Below are 17,072 nucleotides of genomic sequence, written 5' to 3'. Positions count from 1 at the left end.
AAGTTCGACTCATGGCCAGTGACAGCGTGGTGACTCAACGCGGTTGCTTGACCAATTCCTGGCAGCCCGGGATCCGGCTGCTCGCCGCGGCGAGCTGAGGCACGTCGTTAAGGCCCCTGAGAAGGTCGAGACGGTCTAGTTCGTCGAGCGATGCCCTCGCGTCGCGAAGTGCCGTTTTCGTCGCTTCGGGGTCGGTTGAGGAGTCGAGACGGTGGCGGACGTCGTCGGCGCGGGCACGGATGCCTTCGAGCTGGGCGATGGCGGCCGTCCGCGAGGTGTCGCCGCCGGTGACCGGGGCCGGACCGAGGTTCTCGAGCGCGGAAGAGGTGCGATCCAGCCCTTCGACCACTGAGACCATCAGCTCGCTGGAGGTACGGGAAGCCTGCTGCGGCGTGCTCGGATCGACGCTGGGCAACGTCGCCAGCGTCCGGACGAGTCCGCCCGCCGCGCCGCAGTATCCCTCCGCCCAGGCGGAGGTGGGGTCGGCCTCCGACGCGCTGACCGTCGCGAGACCTTCTTGTCTGGCGTGGGAAGTCACCGCGGGCTGCTGCCCGCACCCGGCGAGGCCGAGTCCGATACCTGTTGCTAGCGCGGCAAGGACGGTGAACCGCGGCCGCACGAAAACACCTCCCGACCTGACGACTTCCCGGCTGGCCCCCGACGGTACCGATACCGGGGGGCAATGCAAATCAACGTGACGAAAGGATGAGGGTCAGGAAGGCAGCTTCTTGCAGTTCGGGGCCTGCGCGGCCAGTGTTTTCAACGAAGCGTTCGTTTCCAGCTGCTGGAACGGGTCGGGCATGTCGTTGATGTGGGAGCCGATCTGCCGGAAGGAAACCGCGGCGGCGGCCACGGCCTTCTTGTCGTCCTTCGGCGCGGCGTCCAGTGCGGCCTTCGCGGCGAGCACCTCGTCCCGGATCGGCGACAGCGCGTCGACGGTGCTCCTGCGCGCCGCGTCGGCTTCCGCGCTCGGCGCCTGGCCGAGCTTCCGCAGGCCGGTGACCGCGTTGTCGAAACCGGGCGCGAACACCCCGAAGGCCTCGTCCATCACCTTCCGCGCACTGGCGACGTCATCCTGCTCGAAGCCGGGCATCGTGAAATCGCCGATCTTGGCGAAGTCGATCAGCGAACCGCAGAAGCCGTCCATCCAGGAACTCCCGGCCGCGGGCGCGGGGGAAGAAGGTGAAGGAGCGGCCGCCGGCTCGGTGCCACCGCAGCCCGCCGACAGGAGAACGGCGGCGAACAGGATGATCGAACGCCTCATGGCAGGGACTCCCCCGGATCGGATCGGCGTGACGCGCAGAGATTAGCCTGCGCCGGACAAACCCCGGGCCCGCCACGGGGAATCGTGACGGGCCCGGCGCGTGGAACTTGTTCGGCGTTACGCCTTCGCTTCCGCGGGGCTGTCGGAAAGAACCGACTCGCGGCGCTTGGAAACGACGATCGCCGCGACGATGATCGCGACGGCGACGAGCGAGATCGCGATGCGGATGCCGACGTTGGCGTCCGCGCCGATCGAGAACTGCACGACCGCCGGGGCGATCAGCACCGACACCAGGTTCATCACCTTGATCAGCGGGTTGATCGCGGGACCGGCGGTGTCCTTGAACGGGTCACCCACGGTGTCACCGATGATGGTGGCCTCGTGCGCGTCCGAACCCTTGCCGCCGTGGTTGCCGTCCTCCACGAGCTTCTTCGCGTTGTCCCAGGCGCCACCGGAGTTGGCGAGGAAGATCGCCATCAGGGTGCCGGTCGCGATCGCACCGGCCAGGTAGCCGGCGAGCGCGCCGGTGCCGAGGCCGAAGCCGACCGCGATGGGGGCGAAGACCGCGAGCAGACCGGGCGTGGTCAGCTCACGCAGGGAGTCGCGCGTGACGATGTCGACGACCCGGCCGTACTCGGGACGGGTGGTGCCCTCCATGATCCCCGGGATGTCGCGGAACTGGCGGCGCACTTCGTAGACGACCGCGCCGGCGGCACGGGACACCGCGTTGACCGCGAGACCGGAGAACAGGAACACGACGGCCGCGCCGACGATGACACCGACCAGGGTGTTCGGGCTGACCACTTCGTTGACGAAGAGGTTCAGCGCGGACGCGCTGGCCTGCGCCGCCTCCGGGATGGACTTCAGCGCCTTGCTGATCGCGTCCTGATAGGACCCGAACAGCGCCGTCGCCGCGAGGACCGCCGTGGCGATCGCGATGCCCTTGGTGATGGCCTTGGTGGTGTTGCCGACCGCGTCGAGCTCGGTGAGGATCTGCGCCGCGTCCTCGTCGACGTCGCCCGACATCTCCGCGATGCCCTGCGCGTTGTCCGAAACCGGGCCGAAGGTGTCCATCGCGACGATGACACCGACCGTGGTGAGCAGACCGGTACCGGCCAGCGCCACGGCGAACAGCGCGACGCCGCCACCGAGCAGGTACGCGCCGAACACGGCCGCGCCGATGACCAGCGCGGTGTAGACGGCGGACTCGAAACCGACCGAGATACCGGACAGGATCACCGTCGCCGCACCGGTTTCCGAGGTCTTGCCGACCTCCTTGACCGGCTTGTGCTCGGTGCCGGTGTAGTACCCGGTGAGCTTGAGGATGATCGCCGCGAGCACGATGCCGATGATCACCGAGATGGTCGCGATGAGCGCCGGGCTGCCGGACTCGCCCGTGGCGCCACCGGTCAGCTCGGAGAACGAACCGGGCAGGTAGACGAACGCCGCGATCGTCGAGAGCACCGCGGAAATCGCCGCGGAGATGTAGAACGAGCGGTTGATCGTGACCAGACCGCCTTCGCCCGCCTTGGCCTTGGTGATGTAGACACCGATGACCGCGGTGATCACGCCGATGGCGGGAACGATGAGCGGGAAGATCAGGCCGTGCACGCCGAAGGCGGTGCTTCCCAGGATCAGCGCCGCCACGAGCATGACCGCGTACGACTCGAAGAGGTCCGCCGCCATGCCGGCGCAGTCGCCCACGTTGTCACCGACGTTGTCGGCGATGGTGGCCGCGTTGCGCGGGTCGTCCTCGGGGATGCCCTGCTCGACCTTGCCGACCAGGTCCGCGCCGACGTCGGCGGCCTTCGTGAAGATACCGCCGCCGACACGCATGAACATCGCGATCAGCGCGGCACCGAAACCGAAGCCCTCCAACACCTTCGGGGCCTGTCCGGTGTAGACGAGGACGACCACCGCGGCGCCGAAGAGACCGAGACCGACGGTGATCATGCCGACCACGCCACCGGTGCGGAAGGCCACGCGCATCGCCTTTTCGCGACCACCTTCCTCCCGCGAAGCGGCCGCGACGCGCAGGTTCGCCTGCGTCGCCAGCCACATGCCGAGATAGCCGATCGCGAAGGAGAACGCCGCGCCGACCAGGAAGAAGATCGACCTGCCGATCTTTTCGTTCCAGTCATCGGCCGGCAAGGCGAAGAGCAGTACGAACACGATCGCACCGAAGATCGCGAGGGTGTTGCGCTGCCGTTTCAGATAGGCAGCCGCGCCTTCCTGCACTGCCTTCGCGATGTCCTGCATCTTGGTGGTGCCCTGGCCGGCGGCCAGCACCTCCTTGAGCAGAACGTAGCCGATGACCAGTGCGGCAAGGGCGACCACGGCGATTACACCGACGATGGTGTAACCACCTCCGGAGAGCGTGAGTTCGCCCTCCGCGAGGAACTGCCGGGACATTCGTCCTCCTGGAGACGTCGCCGTTGGCCAACGACGCTCCGCCGATGGAACCGGCGGCTCGTGCGCTGGCATGGGGAACTGAACCGAACGTCACGCTAGTCGCACTGCAAGGTACGTCTCACATGACGCTCGCCACAGTCGGTGTGGATTGCGGGAGTGTATTGGTAGTGGGATGGCGGACGGCAAGGCGTCCCTGCCACCACACGTTCCGTAATCGTGTGAGGCTGGTCACTGTATCGATCATCGGCAGCCCGTTCCACCGTCCGTTCCGTTCGACGACGGCCCGTTTCTGTCGGGGCACTGTGCGAAGCTCGGAAGGTGGACGGCACGGCGCAATCCGGCAAAGGCCGGCGGCTTCTCGACCGCGCGACGGCGGGAATCCCGGCTTCGCTGTACCCGGTCACCCATGTGGCCGAACTGCCGGCCCGTCCGGCGGATTCGGTGGACTGGCCGGAGTGGGCGGCGGGTCCGGTCGTCGAGGCGCTGAGGGCGAATGGCGTCAAGGCGCCGTGGCGGCATCAGGTGGAAGCCGCGTCGCTGGCCCGTGAAGGCAAGCACGTCGTGATCTCCACCGGCACCGCGTCGGGCAAGTCGCTCGCGTACCAGTTGCCGGTGCTTTCGGCGCTGGTCGAGGACGAACGGGCTTCGGCGCTGTACTTGTCGCCGACCAAGGCGCTCGGCGCCGACCAGTTGCGCGCTGTGTCCTCTTTGGACATCAAGAAGGCGCGGGCGGCGTCGTTCGACGGTGACACCCCGCTTCAGGAGCGGGACTGGGTCCGCGCGCACGCGAACTGGGTGTTCACGAACCCGGACATGCTGCATCGCGGGATCCTCTCGTCGCACGCGCGCTGGTCCCGGTTCTTCCGGCGGCTCGCGTTCGTCGTCGTCGACGAATGCCACAGCTATCGCGGCGTCTTCGGTTCCCATGTGGCGCTACTGCTGCGCAGGCTGCGAAGGGTCGCGGCGTACTACGGCGCCTCGCCGGTCTTCGTCCTCGCGTCCGCGACGACGGCGGACCCGGCGGCGTTCGCGTCGAAACTCTCCGGGCAGGACTGTGTCCCGGTCACCGAGGACGGCTCGCCGCGGGGCGCCCGCACGGTCGCGTTGTGGGAACCCCCGCTGCTGTCGGAACTCTCGGGCGAGAACGGAGCGCCGGTGCGGCGCTCGGCGGGTGCCGAGGCTTCCCGGATCCTCGCCGAACTGGTCATCGAAGGCGCTCGCTCGCTGGCGTTCGTCCGATCACGGCGAGGAGCGGAGCTGACCGCGCTCGGCGCCCGGCGGATTCTGTCCGAAGTGGACGGTGCATTGGCGGAATCCGTCGCCGCGTACCGCTCCGGGTATCTGCCGGAGGAACGGCGCGCCCTCGAAGCGGCGCTGCTGTCCGGGCGGCTGCTCGGCGTCGCGACGACGAACGCGCTCGAACTCGGCGTCGACATCGCCGGGCTGGACGCGGTGGTCCTGGCAGGTTACCCGGGGACGCTCGCGTCGTTCTGGCAGCAGGCCGGCCGGGCCGGGCGCGCGGGAGACGCGGCGCTGGTCGTGTTCGTGGCCCGCGATGATCCGCTGGACACCTATCTCGTGCACCATCCGGCCGCGATCCTGGACCGGCCGGTGGAGGCCGCCGTCCTCGACCCGTCGAATCCGTATGTGCTGGGTCCGCAACTGGCTTGCGCCATCGCCGAACTCCCCTTGACCGAGCCGGAGGTCGCGGCCTTCGGCGGTGACCAGGCGCGTGCCGTGCTCGCCGATCTGGTCAAGGAGAAGATCGTCCGGCGTCGCACGAGCGGCTGGTACTGGACTTCGCGCGACCGGCCGCATGCCGAAGTCGGCATCCGTGGTTCCGGGGGCGAGCAGATCGCCGTGGTGGAAGCCGATTCCGGCCGGATGCTCGGCACGGTCGATCCGGGTTCCGCCTGCTACGCGGTGCATCCCGGCGCGGTGTACCTGCACCAGGGCTCGTCTTATGTGGTCGACGAACTGGATCTGGAGACCGGGCTCGCCCTGGTGCACGCGGAGGATCCGGACTGGACCACGTCCCCGCGCGAGATCGTCGACATCGGCGTGTTGCGCACCGAAGAGACCAGGGTGTACGGCGGGATCACGGTGAACCTCGGCGAGGTGTCGGTGAGTTCGCAAGTGGTCGGCTACTTGCGGCGACGCCCGTCGGGTGAGGTGCTGGACCAGACTCCGCTGGATCTGCCGGAGCAGAGCCTGCACACCCGTGCCGTCTGGTACACGATCTCGGCGGAACTGCTCGGCCTGTCCGATGGCGTGGCGGGGACCGGGGGCCATCGGCCGGGGACCGAAGTTCTGGAGCCGGTGGGGACCGGAGGCTCCAGGGTGGGGACCGAGGAACTTGGCGGGGCACCGGGGACGAGCGCCGGGTTGGATCCGGCGCGCGTCCCCGGCGCCCTGCATGCCGCCGAGCACGCGGCGATCGGCCTGCTACCGCTGTTCGCTACGTGCGACCGCTGGGACATCGGCGGGGTGTCGACCGCGTGGCACGAGGACACCGGGGAGGCGACGGTGTTCGTGCACGATGGCCATCCCGGGGGTGCGGGATTCGCCGATCGCGGGTTTGCCGCAATTGTCCCTTGGCTGGCCGCAACGCGGGAGGCGATCGTTTCCTGCGAGTGCCCGGCCGGCTGCCCGTCCTGCGTTCAGTCGCCGAAGTGCGGGAACGGCAACGATCCGCTGGACAAGGCGGGGGCAGTGGCCGTTCTGGACACCGTGCTCGGGGCTTTGCGTCAGCACGGGTCCCAGTCGGGCCACGGGGTGGCTTGAAATTGTGGGTTGATCAGGCGGCGGTGCTCAGGCTCGCCACGGAGGCGGCGGCCTTGTCACCGGCCAGCGCACGGACGAGCACGTCGTGCACCTCGGTGGCCTCGGGCAGCTGCCAGCCCCAGACCTCGGGCTTGACCCGCCAGTGCACGACACCGTGCTGGAACGGCGACGGGGGCAGCGGGATGTAGCCGTTCGCGCCGTGCCACTGGATCGAGGCGTGATCGGCCAGTTCCCGCGGGATGCTCGTGGCGACGGTGGTCAGGAACAGCCAGCGCCCGTTCGGCATCGCGACGATCGGGGCCGGGTGACCGGTGGCGCGCAGCAGGCGGGCGGCGGCCTTGCCGAGCTCGTCGTCGACCTCGATGGCGTCGAGCACGGTGCCGGTGGCCACGAGCAGGCTGTGTGTGTCGTCACCGAACCAGGTGGCGACGTCGTGCGGGTGGCTCTCGAGCGTTTCACGCCAGTTGTCCTGGGCCGGGACGGGACGCCGCCAGGTGAGGTCGTCACCTGCCGCGGTGATCGCGGCGGGCTCCGCACCAGGGAGCACCGGCCAGCCACGCCACGCGAGGCCGATCGCCTCCGCCCGCATCTCGATGCGGAAGGCGCCCCGCCAGCTGTCCGGCCAATTCGCGTCCAACATTACTGTCCCTGCCTCAGGTCAACTCTGTCCTGTGTCTGTCCTGCTCCGCGGCCACCCGGCGACCTTCTCGAGGTGGCGCACATCTCAATAAACGGCAAGTTGCACATCGGGAGAAGCCCTCGCGCGACAACCGGCGGTTACTCAGCGATGAACGCGCGGTAGTCCGACCGGACGGACCGAACGCCGGACGTCCGGTTAACGGGTGTGCGGGACCGGTCCGGGGCCGTTCGTCGCAGCCGGCCTGGGCGCCCCGGCCACGTGACGGCGCTCACGGTGAGCGGCGGGCGGCCGTTCGGCGGAGCGCTGGTCAGGGCTTCGACCGCTCGCCGCGCGTCAACGACCGCTGCTCGCGCCCAGCGGTTACTCGCGCGTAGTGCCCGCCGGTCGCCGCCCGGCGACCGTTCACCGTGCGATGTCGGTCACGGTGGCCGTCCGACCGGGCCCGCCCTGGCCCGCGCCTCCGCCCGTCCCGTGACCGCCGGCTGTTCCGACGGCTCCGCTCGCACCTCGACCAGGGCGTCGCCGCGTTCCCACCGGCAGGTCAGCAGCGTGACCGACATCCGGACGGCGACCTGCCTGGCCCGCTCGCAGGCCGCGCCGGGACCGTCCGTCGCGTGCGAGGCCGCCGCGAGCGCCGCCAGATCGGCGGCGGCCTCGGCGCGGTGCCGGGTCGTGACGGCGGCGCCGATCCAGAAGGCGAACGCCGCCGCGCAGATCAGGACGGCGACGATCGAGGCGGTCCACGCGGTCGCGACGCCGCGATCGTCCGCGGTCACGGCCCGTTCCCCGGCTCGGCGATGGCGAAGGCGCGAGAGCGCAGCCGGATACCCGGCAGGAGCCCGGCCACCGGTTCGGCTTCGACGCCCACGGTGATCGCGTCACCTTCGCGGCCGACGTCCAGCCGAGCGCCCGACGGCGCGATCTCCCGCACCGCCTGTTCGGCGCGGGCGGGCTGGCCGCGGGCGAGGAGCCTGGCAGCTTCACGGGCAGCGTCGGTGCAGCGGATCTGGTCGGAGGCGACCCCGATCCCGGCGAACAACAGGGCCGAGACGAAGGTCAGCGCACCGATACCGAGGGCGGCCTCCACCGTGACGGAGCCGCGGTCGGGCATCAGAACTTCACCGACAAGGCCCGCTCGACGAGCGCGGTGAGCCCGGCGACGACGGCCTCGCTATTGACGACCAGGTAGAGAACGGCTGCCAGCGCGGCGGCGGCCAAGGTGGCGATGGCGTATTCGACCGTCGCCATGCCGTCGTCTTCGCGGAAGTTGGGGAGCTTGTTCATGGAATCGCCTTTCAGTCAGTGCTTTGCCGGTGAACCCACGACCGCGATAGCGGGGCCTTCGGCCGGGCGGGTTCACGTCTTTGATCGCTTCTCGCGCTATTTCTCCAGCTCCGCCCTCCAGCGCTCAGAGAAAGTCGAGACGACCGGTGAGGCCGAGAACGACGGGCAGGACACCGAGGCAGAGGAACGCGGGGAGAAAGCACAGGCCGATCGGCGCCGCCAACAGCACTCCGGCCCGTTCGGCGCGTTCCTCGGCTTCGGCGGAGAGCGACTCGCGCAGCCTTCGCGCGAGGTCCTTCGCGTGCGTCGCGAGCGCGGTGCCCGCCCTCGCCGTGCGAACGGCGGCGACGGACAGTTCGGTCAGGCCGGGCCGGTCGCGGACCGGTGCCCAGGCTTCCGCGGGCCCGATACCCACCGCGAGGTGCGACGCCACCGAACGCAGAGCCGCCGCGGTCTTCGGCGACGCGGCCGGTACGACGGCCTCGAGTGCGACGGGAACCGGCAGCCCGGCTGCCAGGCAGGCGGCCAGGAGGTCGAGGGTGGCCGCGGACCGGAGGAGTTCGGAGACACCTTTGTCCCGGGACGACCGTTCCCGAAGCCACATGAGGAGCCGTCCTGGCCGCACTACGGCCCCGGTGGCGACGCGCGGCCAGCAGAGGATGGCACCGCCCAGCAGGGTCAACGCCGCTCCGGTCAGCATGACGCCACCCGCCCGGTGAGAGCCCGGCACCAGGCCGTGCCCGCCCAGATCAGCCCGCTGCCCACCACGAGCAACAGCCGGCCGGCGCCCGTCCCGGTGAGGACGTGGACCGGGCCCGCCCCCATCGCCTCGCCGAGCGGCAGGCACACCAGCGGGAGAACGGCGAGTACGGCGGCACTCGCCCGGGGACCGGCCATCTTGGCTTTGAGACGACGGCGGAAACCGATCTCCGCCTCTGCGTCCCGTCGCGCCGCATCGAGCACCTCGGCCATCGGAAGCCCGAACCGGTTCGCGAGCGTCCACGCGTTCACCAGTGCCGGTGGCGCGTCCGGATCGGCGGTCTCCCCACCGAGCCGGGCGGCCGCGATGAGTCCGCGCAGCCGCCCGGACGCCGCGGGTACCGCCTCTGCGGTGGCTTCGGCCGCCGTCACCGGATGGGCACCCGCCCGGAGTTCACCGATCATCGTCCGCAGCACGGACGCGGTGAGTTCGGCTTCGGCCAACGCCGCCTTCGCCCGTGCCCGCCACCGGTACTCCTGGCGGACGGTCAAGGTGATCACGAGCGTCGCCACCGCCCAGCCGATCCCGAGGAGCGGCAGGACGAACAACGCGGGCAGTGGCCACCAGCCCGCCCGGACGGTCCGAGGCGGACGCCAAGCGAACGGAACGCGCGCCACCGGCTTCGGCCAGCAGGCCAGCCCCGCGCCACAGGAGAGGAGGAACCACGGGTTCATGCCGCCATCTCCCCGAAGGGTGTCTCGTCGCCGATCCAAGTGCCCTTGCTCCAGACCGGAACGACTTTGGCCTCACCTCGAAAGGACCGGAGGACGCCGACCTCGTCCAGCCGTCGGATCCCGCTCGGCAGGCGGCGCATGTGCAGGACCACCCGCACCGCCGCTGTCAGCTGGCTGTGCAGCGCGTCCCGTTTCAGTCCGCCGAGCGCGGCCAGCGCCTCCATCCGAGCAGGGACCTCCGTCGGCGAATTGGCATGCAGGGTGCAGGCCCCGCCCTCGTGCCCGGTGTTCATCGCGTTGAGCAACGCGATGACCTCTCCGCCGCGCACTTCACCGACGACCAGGCGGTCCGGACGCATGCGCAACGCCTGCCGCACCAGTTCACCGAGCCCGATCTCGCCGGCGCCCTCGACGTTGGCCGGGCGCGCGATCAGGCTGACGAACTGTGGATGGTCCGGTTGCAGTTCTCCGGCGTCCTCGACGCAGACGATGCGTTCTCCCGGGGGCACCGCGCCGAGCAACGCGGAGAGCAGGGTCGTCTTGCCCGCCCCTGTCCCGCCGGACACCAGGAACGCGAGCCGCCGCTGGATGACCGAGTCGAGCAGCTCCGCACCGCTGGTGCCGAACGCCCCGCGCAACCGGAGTTCGGCGAGATCATGGGTGGCGGGCCGGAGAACGCGGAGCGAGAGGGCTGTCCCGGCAGGCGCGATCGGCGGGAGGACCGCGTGCATCCGGATCCGGCGGTGCGGCCCCGCTCCCGGCAGCCAGCAGTCCGCGAACGGTTGCGCGTCGTCCAGCCTCCGCCCGCCGGCGAGGGCGAGCCGCTGAGCCAGCCTGCGGACGGCTTCCTCATCGGCGAAGCGCACGTTCGTCCGGTGGACACCTTCACCGGTATCGGCCCAGACCTCGTCGGGGGCCGTGACGAGAACGTCGGTGACGCCGGGCTTTTCGAGAAGCGGCGCCAGCGGACCGGCGCCGACGAACTCGTCGCGGGCCAGCCGGACCGCTCCGAGCACGGCGTTTTGACCGAGCGCGCCGCCGGCTTCGGCGCGGACCGCCCGCGCGACGCTCACCGGATCCGCCGGGGCGGCCGATCCGGCCAGCCGTCGCCGGACCCGCTCGACCAGATCATCGGTCATCGCAAGGCACCGGCCAGATTTCCACGTGCGGCCGCGAGGACTTCGGCGGCGGCCGTGGCCAGGTGCCCGCGGTGCTTCAGGACGAACTCGCCGCGATCAAGGGCCGCCGAGAGGGACCGCTCGCGGCCCATCGACGTGATGAGCGGGACCCCGACGGCGTCGGCGATCTCTCGCGGGATCAGCCCGGCGGGCGACGGCCCGCGAACCGCGACACCGATCCGTGTCGCGTGGGGTTCGAGCCTGGCGAGGACCTGTTTCGCCGCCGCGCAGGCACGGAGTTCCGCGGGGACGACGACCACGACCAGATCGGCCAGCCCGAGCACGGTGGACGTCTCGGCACCGAAGTATCTCGGCAGATCGCAGACGACCGTCCGTCCCGCCCGCCGCCCGGCGCACAGTACGCCTTCGATCGCATCGGGTCCGGGGCCGCGTCCTTCCCTGCCGTAGGACACAAAGGACAGTGAACCGGTGGAGTATTTCTTTCGCGGCAGGGCTTCGCTCAACGCGGCCATGGACACCCTGCCGCCGAGGTCGAGCTCCGGCCAACGGGGCCCACGATCGCGTTCGGCGGCGAGGAGGACGTCGACACCGCCGCCGAGCGGGTCGCAGTCGACGAGCAATCCGCCGGTCCCGGACTTCTCCGCCCGGTACGCGACCGCGGCCGCCAGCACGGAAGCCCCGGCCCCGCCTCGCCCGCCGATGATCCCGATGACGACGCCGTCGTCACGCGCCGGCCCGTCGACGACGTCGGCGAACTCGCCGATGAGTTCGCTTTCCTCGTCCGGAAGCGAAAGGACCTTCTCCGAACCGGTGTTGAAGGCACGCTCCCACGTCGCCGGGGTCGGCGCGCCTTTGCAGACGAGCAGGACCTTGTTCCGCCGCGACAGGCGGTTCGGCGCGCTCGCGGCTTCTTCGTCGAGCACCACGAGCGGCGCGCGGGCCCATCTCCCGCGTGCGGCGTCCAGATCGGATGCCCGTTCGACCTCGCAGCCCGCGGCCGCCGCCACGCGCAGGATCTCGTCGAGCAGGACGTCGTCTCCGGCGACGACGAGCGGATGTTCCTCGGTCATGACTCCCCCGGTGATTCGGTCGGACTCGGGTTGTGACTCCACGGTCGCGCCGGTTCCCCGCCGCGCACAACGCCATTCCGTCCCGCCTGTGGACAACCGGGGTGTTGTGGACAACTCCGCCACGGGAAACCGGTTTCCCGGCGTTTCCGTCGGTCCTTTCCGGCACACTTTCCGGCTTTTCCCGCCGAACCCGGACTATCCGCTTTCCAGCGCAACCGAGCACGAAAAGCCTTGAGAGAAAAGAAAGTTAACGAACTCTCGCCGATTCGGCCTTGCCCCAGCGATGTTTCCGCGTCCCGCCAAGGTCTGAACCATTGACACGGCGGGAAGTCAGGAGGCGGCCCTCGCCAGGGGGGAGGGACGAGGGCCGCCTGGGGTTCAGCCCCGGGGGGTCGGACTGAACCTGGGCCCGGTGCGACACCGGACAATCTCACTGTAGCTCCGATACCGGCCCGTTGCGGGCGACGCCGGTACCCACAATTCGATAACGGCACGGCGCGCCGAATCGAGTGCGCGGTCGTGAATTTTCCACCGCGCGATCCCGATCGTGGTCGACCAACGGGCGGGCCGGTCCACGGTTCTCCTATCCTTGGCGGGTGGACCGACCCAGCACGACGCCGACCCCGGTCGCGGCCTTTTTCGATCTCGACAAGACGATCATCGCCTCCTCGAGCGCGCTGGCCTTCAGTAAGCCGCTTTTACGCGAAGGCCTGATCAACCGCCGAGCCGCGCTTCGCAGTGCGTACGCCCAGCTCGTCTTCTCCCTCGCGGGCGCGGACGCGGCGAAGACCGAGCGAATGCGGGCCGAGGTTTCCGCGCTGTGCGCCGGCTGGGATGTCGCGCAGGTGTCCGCGATCGTCCGCGAAACGCTGCACGACGTCGTCGACCCGCTCGTGTACACGGAGGCCGCGGAACTGATCTCTTCGCATCGCGCGGACGGGCACGACGTCGTGGTGCTGTCGGCGACCGGCGAGGAAGTCGTCGCGCCGGTCGCCGAAATGCTCGGCGCGACGCGCAGCGTGGCCACGCGAATGCAGATCGTGGACGGCCGTTACTCGGGTGAAGTCGAGTTCTACTGCTACGGCGAGAACAAGGCCGTCGCCGCGAAGCAACTCGCGGCGACTTATGGCTACGACCTCACCCAGTGCCACGCGTACACCGACTCGAGCACCGACATCCCGCTCCTCGAGGTCGTCGGACGACCGCACGCGGTCAACCCCGACCGCTTCCTGCGCAAGCACGCGACGGAACAGGGCTGGGAGATCCTCGCCTTCGAGCACCCGATGTCACTGCGGACCCGGATCCCGGCGCGTTCGGCGGGTCTCGTCGCGCTCGGCGCCGTCGCCGCGGGGGCCACCTGGTACGGCTACAACCGGCGCAAACGCACCCGCTGAGCGCACGCCCACACGGCGGTACCGACCCGGTTTTCGCAGCCAGGGCGGCGAATTGTCCGTCGCGGAGGGTGCCCGTGTCACTAGATCGAGCCTCTGTACCGGTGCACCCGTCTGCGCACTTGAAGTGACCCGGCTCACGGCGTAGAAAGTAGATGCGGACGTTCGGTCGGCCAGGGAACAGGTAGAAGAGAAGCCTGTTCCACCCCGGCGAATCTCCGTGTGCGGACACCGGGTACCCACGCGCAGCGCGCCGCGGGAGGCTCGTCGTCTAGGGACTGCGTACCGGGACGCCGGACGCCGAGTCCATGAAGGTACGACCAGAGTTGCACGCTTGGTCGCCCGAGTCGTCCGCACTGACTGGCGGCGCCCGCCGGCTTCATGCCGACGGGCCCCGCCAGTGTTTTACCCCCGTTTTCAAGCATGACAGGCCCCTTCACGTCCCTTTGTGTATGAACGGACCGTTCGTGCGGGTGGCCGATGGACAAGCAAAGTGCTCGTGGGTAGCTTCCGGATATCAGTGCTTCCAGGTGGACTTCTTTCCGCCTGAGAGTCAGGCACGAATCTGGGAGGCTTGAGGTGACGACCCGAACCGCGCACGCCCGTCATCGGAGGATCCATGCGCTCGCCGTGCCCCTCGCGGGTCTGCTCACCCTTGCCGTCGCCGGCGTCCCGGCCACCGCGCAGCCGGTTACCGCGGACGCGGAGGCCCAGCGGACGTTGCGAGGGCTGACCCTGGAGCAGAAGGTCGGGCAGCTGTTCGTCACGTGGGTGAACGGGAAGTCCGCCGACGAGGTCAACGCCAAGAACAAGGCCGACTTCGGAGTGGACACCCCCGCGCAGGTGATCGAGAAGTACCACCTGGGCGGCGTCATCTACTTCAACAACGACAGCCGCGACAACTTCGACGACCCGGTGCAGGTCGCCAAGCTGTCGAACGGGCTCCAGCGGGCCGCCCTCCGCAGCGGCGCCCACATCCCGTTGCAGATCGCGACCGACCAGGAAGGCGGCACGGTCACCCGGATGGGTGCCCCCGCCACCGAGCTGCCGAACGCGATGGCGATCTCGGCGGGCCGTGACACCAAGGCCGCGCAGGAGGCCGCCCGGATCCTCGGGCACGAACTGCGCGCCGTCGGCATCAACCAGGACTTCGCCCCCGACGCCGACGTGAACTCGAACCCGGCGAACCCGGTGATCGGCGTCCGTTCCTTCTCCGGCCGCCCGGAGCTGGCGAGCCAGTTCGTCGAAGCCCAGGTCAAGGGCTTCCAGAACTCCGGACGACGCTCCGAGACGGTGTCCGCCGCCGCGAAGCACTTCCCCGGCCACGGCGACGCGGCCACCGACAGCCACCACGAGCTGCCCAGGATCGACCGGAGCGAGGACAGCTGGCGCGCGACCGACGTGCCTCCGTTCAAGGCCGCCATCAAGGCGGGCATCGACTCGATCATGAGCGCGCACATCCAGTTCCCCAGCCTCGACCCGTCGGGCGAGCCGGCCACGCTGTCGAAGCCGATCCTCACCGGCAAGCTGCGCGAGGAGCTCGGTTACCGCGGCGTCGTCGTCACCGACTCCCTCTCGATGGACGCCGTGCGCGAGATGCACAGCGACGCCGAGATCCCGGTGCTGGCCCTCAAGGCGGGCATCGACCAGTTGCTCATGCCGGTGAACCTCGAACTCGCGATCAACTCGGTACTCGACGCCGTCCGCAAGGGTGAGCTGACCGAGCGGCGCATCGACGAAAGCGTCCTCCGGGTGCTCAAGCTCAAGCTGAACCGGGGCATCCTGAACTCGCCGTTCGTCGACCCGGCCAAGGTGATGTCGAAGGTCGGCACCCCGGCCAACCTCGCCACCGCGCAGGGCATCGCCGACCGGTCGGTGACCGCGATCCGCAACGACGGCGGCGTCCTGCCGCTCAAGCAGCAGCCCGCGAAGACGCTCGTGACCGGCTGGGGTGCGACCACGACGACGTCGCTGGCCTCGAAGCTCACCGCGCACGGCACGCAGGCGACAGCGCTGCAGACCGGCCAGACGCCGACCGACGCGCAGATCGCGCAGGCGGTCGCGACGGCCAAGGACGTCGACCTCGTCGTCGTGCTGACCAACAACGTCGGCACGTATCCGTTGCAGGGCAAGCTGTTGCAGGCGCTGGCCGACACCGGGAAGCCCGTCGTCGCGGTCGCCGCGCAGATCCCCTACGACGCCGGTTACGAGAACCCGATCAAGACGTGGCTCGCCACATACGGCTACATCACGCCTTCCCTCGAGGCACTGGCGAAGGTGATCCTCGGGAAGGTGAAGCCGCAGGGCAAGCTGCCGGTGGACGTCCCCGCCGGGAAGGACGTGGGCACGGTGAAGTACCCGTTCGGCCACGGGCTGACCTGGTGAACCTCAACCGCCGCCACTTCCTCGCCACCGGCGCGCTCGCGGTCCCCGCGCTGACGGCCGGGTCCTCGGTCGCGGGGGCTCAGCCGGAAAGCGAGAGCAAAGGTCCCCCGCTCACCCGCACCGGTGCGGACGTGCTCGCCGCCCGGGGCTGGGCGCCTCTGTCCGGCCGCAGGCTCGGAGTGCTGTCGAATCCGACAGGCGTCCTGGCGAACGGCGACCACATCGTCGACTCGATGGTCGCCGCCGGGGTCCGGCCGCTCGCCGCGTTCGGGCCGGAGCACGGTTTCCGCGGCAGCGCGCAGGCAGGCGGTTCCGAGGGCGACTACACCGACCCGCGCACCGGCGTGCCGGTGTACGACGCGTACGGCGCCGACGCGACGAAGCTCGCCGGGATGTTCACGAAGGCGGGCGTCGACACCGTCGTCTTCGACATCGCCGACGTCGGCGCGCGGTTCTACACCTACATCTGGTCGCTGTACACGGCGATGGTCGCGGCGGCGAAGGTCGGCGCGGCGGTCGTCGTGCTGGACCGGCCGAACCCGCTGGGCGGCAAGGCCGCCGGGCCGATGCTGAACCCGGCCTTCGCCTCGGGCGTCGGCCGGAAGCCGATCGTGCAGCAGCACGGCATGACCGTCGGCGAACTCGCGCGGTTCTTCGCCGCCGAGTTCCTGCCCGCCGAAGGTGTCACGCCGGGCAAGCTCGAAATCGTCGAGGTGCGCGACTGGCGGCGTGACCAGCTCTTCGACCGCACCGGACTGACCTGGGTGCCGCCGAGCCCGAACATGCCGACGCCGGACACCGCGCTCGTCTATCCCGGCACCGGGATGTTCGAGGGCACCGTGTTCTCCGAAGGCCGGGGCACCACCAGGCCGTTCGAGATCGTCGGCGCGCCGGGCCTCGACTGGCGCTGGCGCGAGAAGCTCGGCGAACTACTGCTTCCCGGGGTGAAGTTCCGTGAGGCGTACTTCGTGCCGACGTTCGGCAAGTTCGTCAACGAGCCCTGCGGCGGCGTGCAGGTGACCGTCACGGACCCGCGGGCGTTCGACGCCATCCGCACCGCGGTCACCATGTTCGTCACCGCGAAACAGGTGCACCCGGACAAGTTCAAGTGGCGGCCGGACAACTTCCTCGACAAGCTCTCCGGCTCCGACAGGCTGCGCACGATGATCGACAAAGGTGCCGGAGCGGACGAGATCGTCGGGTCATGGCAGGCCGAACTGGCCGAGTTCGACCGGAAACGCCGTCGCCATCTCATCTATCGCTGAGGGG

15 protein-coding genes are annotated in these 17,072 nt (G+C 69.8%); 4 read left to right on the top strand and 11 right to left on the bottom strand.

What is annotated here, in order from left to right; genetic code table 11:
• Positions 1 to 34: 34 nt before the first annotated feature.
• The 3 genes from H074_RS02755 to H074_RS02745 all read right to left on the bottom strand — a co-directional run bounded on the left by H074_RS02755 (position 35) and on the right by H074_RS02745 (position 3,676).
• Positions 35 to 619, bottom strand: coding sequence for a hypothetical protein (locus H074_RS02755; RefSeq protein ID WP_039921329.1), 585 nt, complete (start codon positions 617 to 619; stop codon positions 35 to 37).
• 93 nt (positions 620 to 712) lie between these two features.
• Positions 713 to 1,264 carry a hypothetical protein gene (locus tag H074_RS02750; protein WP_007028491.1) on the bottom strand — a complete coding sequence of 184 codons (552 nt, stop codon included), beginning with the start codon at positions 1,262 to 1,264 and terminating at the stop codon, positions 713 to 715.
• A gap of 117 nt (positions 1,265 to 1,381) precedes the next feature.
• Positions 1,382 to 3,676: a sodium-translocating pyrophosphatase gene (locus H074_RS02745; protein ID WP_007028490.1), complete on the bottom strand. Its 2,295-nt coding sequence runs from the start codon at positions 3,674 to 3,676 to the stop codon at positions 1,382 to 1,384.
• A 318-nt stretch (positions 3,677 to 3,994) separates the two neighbouring features.
• Between H074_RS02745 and H074_RS02740 the strand changes: the two genes are divergently transcribed.
• Entirely contained in the window at positions 3,995 to 6,460 is a 2,466-nt protein-coding gene (locus H074_RS02740) for a DEAD/DEAH box helicase (RefSeq protein WP_007028489.1), read from the top strand.
• A 13-nt stretch (positions 6,461 to 6,473) separates the two neighbouring features.
• Here H074_RS02740 and H074_RS02735 read toward each other — a convergent pair whose 3' ends face one another.
• The 8 genes from H074_RS02735 to ssd form a co-directional block, all read right to left on the bottom strand.
• Entirely contained in the window at positions 6,474 to 7,100 is a 627-nt protein-coding gene (locus H074_RS02735; RefSeq protein WP_007028488.1) for a bifunctional DNA primase/polymerase, read from the bottom strand.
• 419 nt (positions 7,101 to 7,519) lie between these two features.
• The gene (locus tag H074_RS02730) at positions 7,520 to 7,876 is read right to left on the bottom strand and encodes an Rv3654c family TadE-like protein (protein WP_007028487.1); all 357 of its coding nucleotides are present in this window, start codon (positions 7,874 to 7,876) and stop codon (positions 7,520 to 7,522) included.
• Positions 7,873 to 8,211 carry a TadE family type IV pilus minor pilin gene (locus H074_RS02725; protein ID WP_007028486.1) on the bottom strand — a complete coding sequence of 113 codons (339 nt, stop codon included), beginning with the start codon at positions 8,209 to 8,211 and terminating at the stop codon, positions 7,873 to 7,875. The genes H074_RS02730 and H074_RS02725 overlap by 4 nt, the downstream gene beginning before the upstream one ends.
• Positions 8,211 to 8,384 carry a DUF4244 domain-containing protein gene (locus tag H074_RS39050; RefSeq protein ID WP_007028485.1) on the bottom strand — a complete coding sequence of 58 codons (174 nt, stop codon included), beginning with the start codon at positions 8,382 to 8,384 and terminating at the stop codon, positions 8,211 to 8,213. The genes H074_RS02725 and H074_RS39050 overlap by 1 nt, the downstream gene beginning before the upstream one ends.
• A 124-nt stretch (positions 8,385 to 8,508) precedes the next feature.
• Complete coding sequence (locus H074_RS02715) at positions 8,509 to 9,084, bottom strand: type II secretion system F family protein (RefSeq protein ID WP_039921362.1); 576 nt, start codon at positions 9,082 to 9,084, stop codon at positions 8,509 to 8,511.
• Positions 9,078 to 9,818 (bottom strand): type II secretion system F family protein, encoded by a 741-nt coding sequence (locus tag H074_RS02710; protein WP_007028483.1) that lies wholly within the window; start codon positions 9,816 to 9,818, stop codon positions 9,078 to 9,080. Before H074_RS02710 ends, H074_RS02715 begins: the two co-directional genes overlap by 7 nt.
• Complete coding sequence (locus H074_RS02705) at positions 9,815 to 10,957, bottom strand: TadA family conjugal transfer-associated ATPase (RefSeq protein WP_007028482.1); 1,143 nt, start codon at positions 10,955 to 10,957, stop codon at positions 9,815 to 9,817. The genes H074_RS02710 and H074_RS02705 overlap by 4 nt, the downstream gene beginning before the upstream one ends.
• The gene (ssd, locus tag H074_RS02700; RefSeq protein WP_007028481.1) at positions 10,954 to 12,027 is read right to left on the bottom strand and encodes a septum site-determining protein Ssd; all 1,074 of its coding nucleotides are present in this window, start codon (positions 12,025 to 12,027) and stop codon (positions 10,954 to 10,956) included. Before ssd ends, H074_RS02705 begins: the two co-directional genes overlap by 4 nt.
• Positions 12,028 to 12,623: 596 nt before the next feature.
• On the opposite strand from ssd, the gene H074_RS02695 reads away from it, so the two are divergent.
• The 3 genes from H074_RS02695 to H074_RS02685 all read left to right on the top strand — a co-directional run bounded on the left by H074_RS02695 (position 12,624) and on the right by H074_RS02685 (position 17,068).
• Positions 12,624 to 13,421 (top strand): HAD family hydrolase, encoded by a 798-nt coding sequence (locus tag H074_RS02695; RefSeq protein WP_007028480.1) that lies wholly within the window; start codon positions 12,624 to 12,626, stop codon positions 13,419 to 13,421.
• Positions 13,422 to 13,997: 576 nt separating this feature from the next.
• The gene (locus H074_RS02690; protein WP_039921326.1) at positions 13,998 to 15,803 is read left to right on the top strand and encodes a glycoside hydrolase family 3 protein; all 1,806 of its coding nucleotides are present in this window, start codon (positions 13,998 to 14,000) and stop codon (positions 15,801 to 15,803) included.
• Complete coding sequence (locus H074_RS02685) at positions 15,800 to 17,068, top strand: exo-beta-N-acetylmuramidase NamZ family protein (protein ID WP_007028478.1); 1,269 nt, start codon at positions 15,800 to 15,802, stop codon at positions 17,066 to 17,068. Before H074_RS02690 ends, H074_RS02685 begins: the two co-directional genes overlap by 4 nt.
• Positions 17,069 to 17,072 lie beyond the last annotated feature (4 nt).

The organism is Amycolatopsis decaplanina DSM 44594 (assembly GCF_000342005.1).
Classification (GTDB): Bacteria; Actinomycetota; Actinomycetes; order Mycobacteriales; family Pseudonocardiaceae; genus Amycolatopsis; species Amycolatopsis decaplanina.
Note: the sequence above shows the minus strand (reverse complement) of the source record. Positions and strands in the feature narration are given on the sequence as shown.

Coding starts and splice junctions, on each gene's coding strand:
- H074_RS02750 (WP_007028491.1), bottom strand. CDS start 1,264: ATGAGGCGTTCGATCATCCTGTTCGCCGCCGTTCTCCTGTCGGCGGGC.
- H074_RS02745 (WP_007028490.1), bottom strand. CDS start 3,676: ATGTCCCGGCAGTTCCTCGCGGAGGGCGAACTCACGCTCTCCGGAGGT.
- H074_RS02735 (WP_007028488.1), bottom strand. CDS start 7,100: ATGTTGGACGCGAATTGGCCGGACAGCTGGCGGGGCGCCTTCCGCATC.
- H074_RS02725 (WP_007028486.1), bottom strand. CDS start 8,211: ATGCCCGACCGCGGCTCCGTCACGGTGGAGGCCGCCCTCGGTATCGGT.
- H074_RS39050 (WP_007028485.1), bottom strand. CDS start 8,384: ATGAACAAGCTCCCCAACTTCCGCGAAGACGACGGCATGGCGACGGTC.
- H074_RS02715 (WP_039921362.1), bottom strand. CDS start 9,084: ATGCTGACCGGAGCGGCGTTGACCCTGCTGGGCGGTGCCATCCTCTGC.
- H074_RS02710 (WP_007028483.1), bottom strand. CDS start 9,818: ATGAACCCGTGGTTCCTCCTCTCCTGTGGCGCGGGGCTGGCCTGCTGG.
- H074_RS02705 (WP_007028482.1), bottom strand. CDS start 10,957: ATGACCGATGATCTGGTCGAGCGGGTCCGGCGACGGCTGGCCGGATCG.
- ssd (WP_007028481.1), bottom strand. CDS start 12,027: ATGACCGAGGAACATCCGCTCGTCGTCGCCGGAGACGACGTCCTGCTC.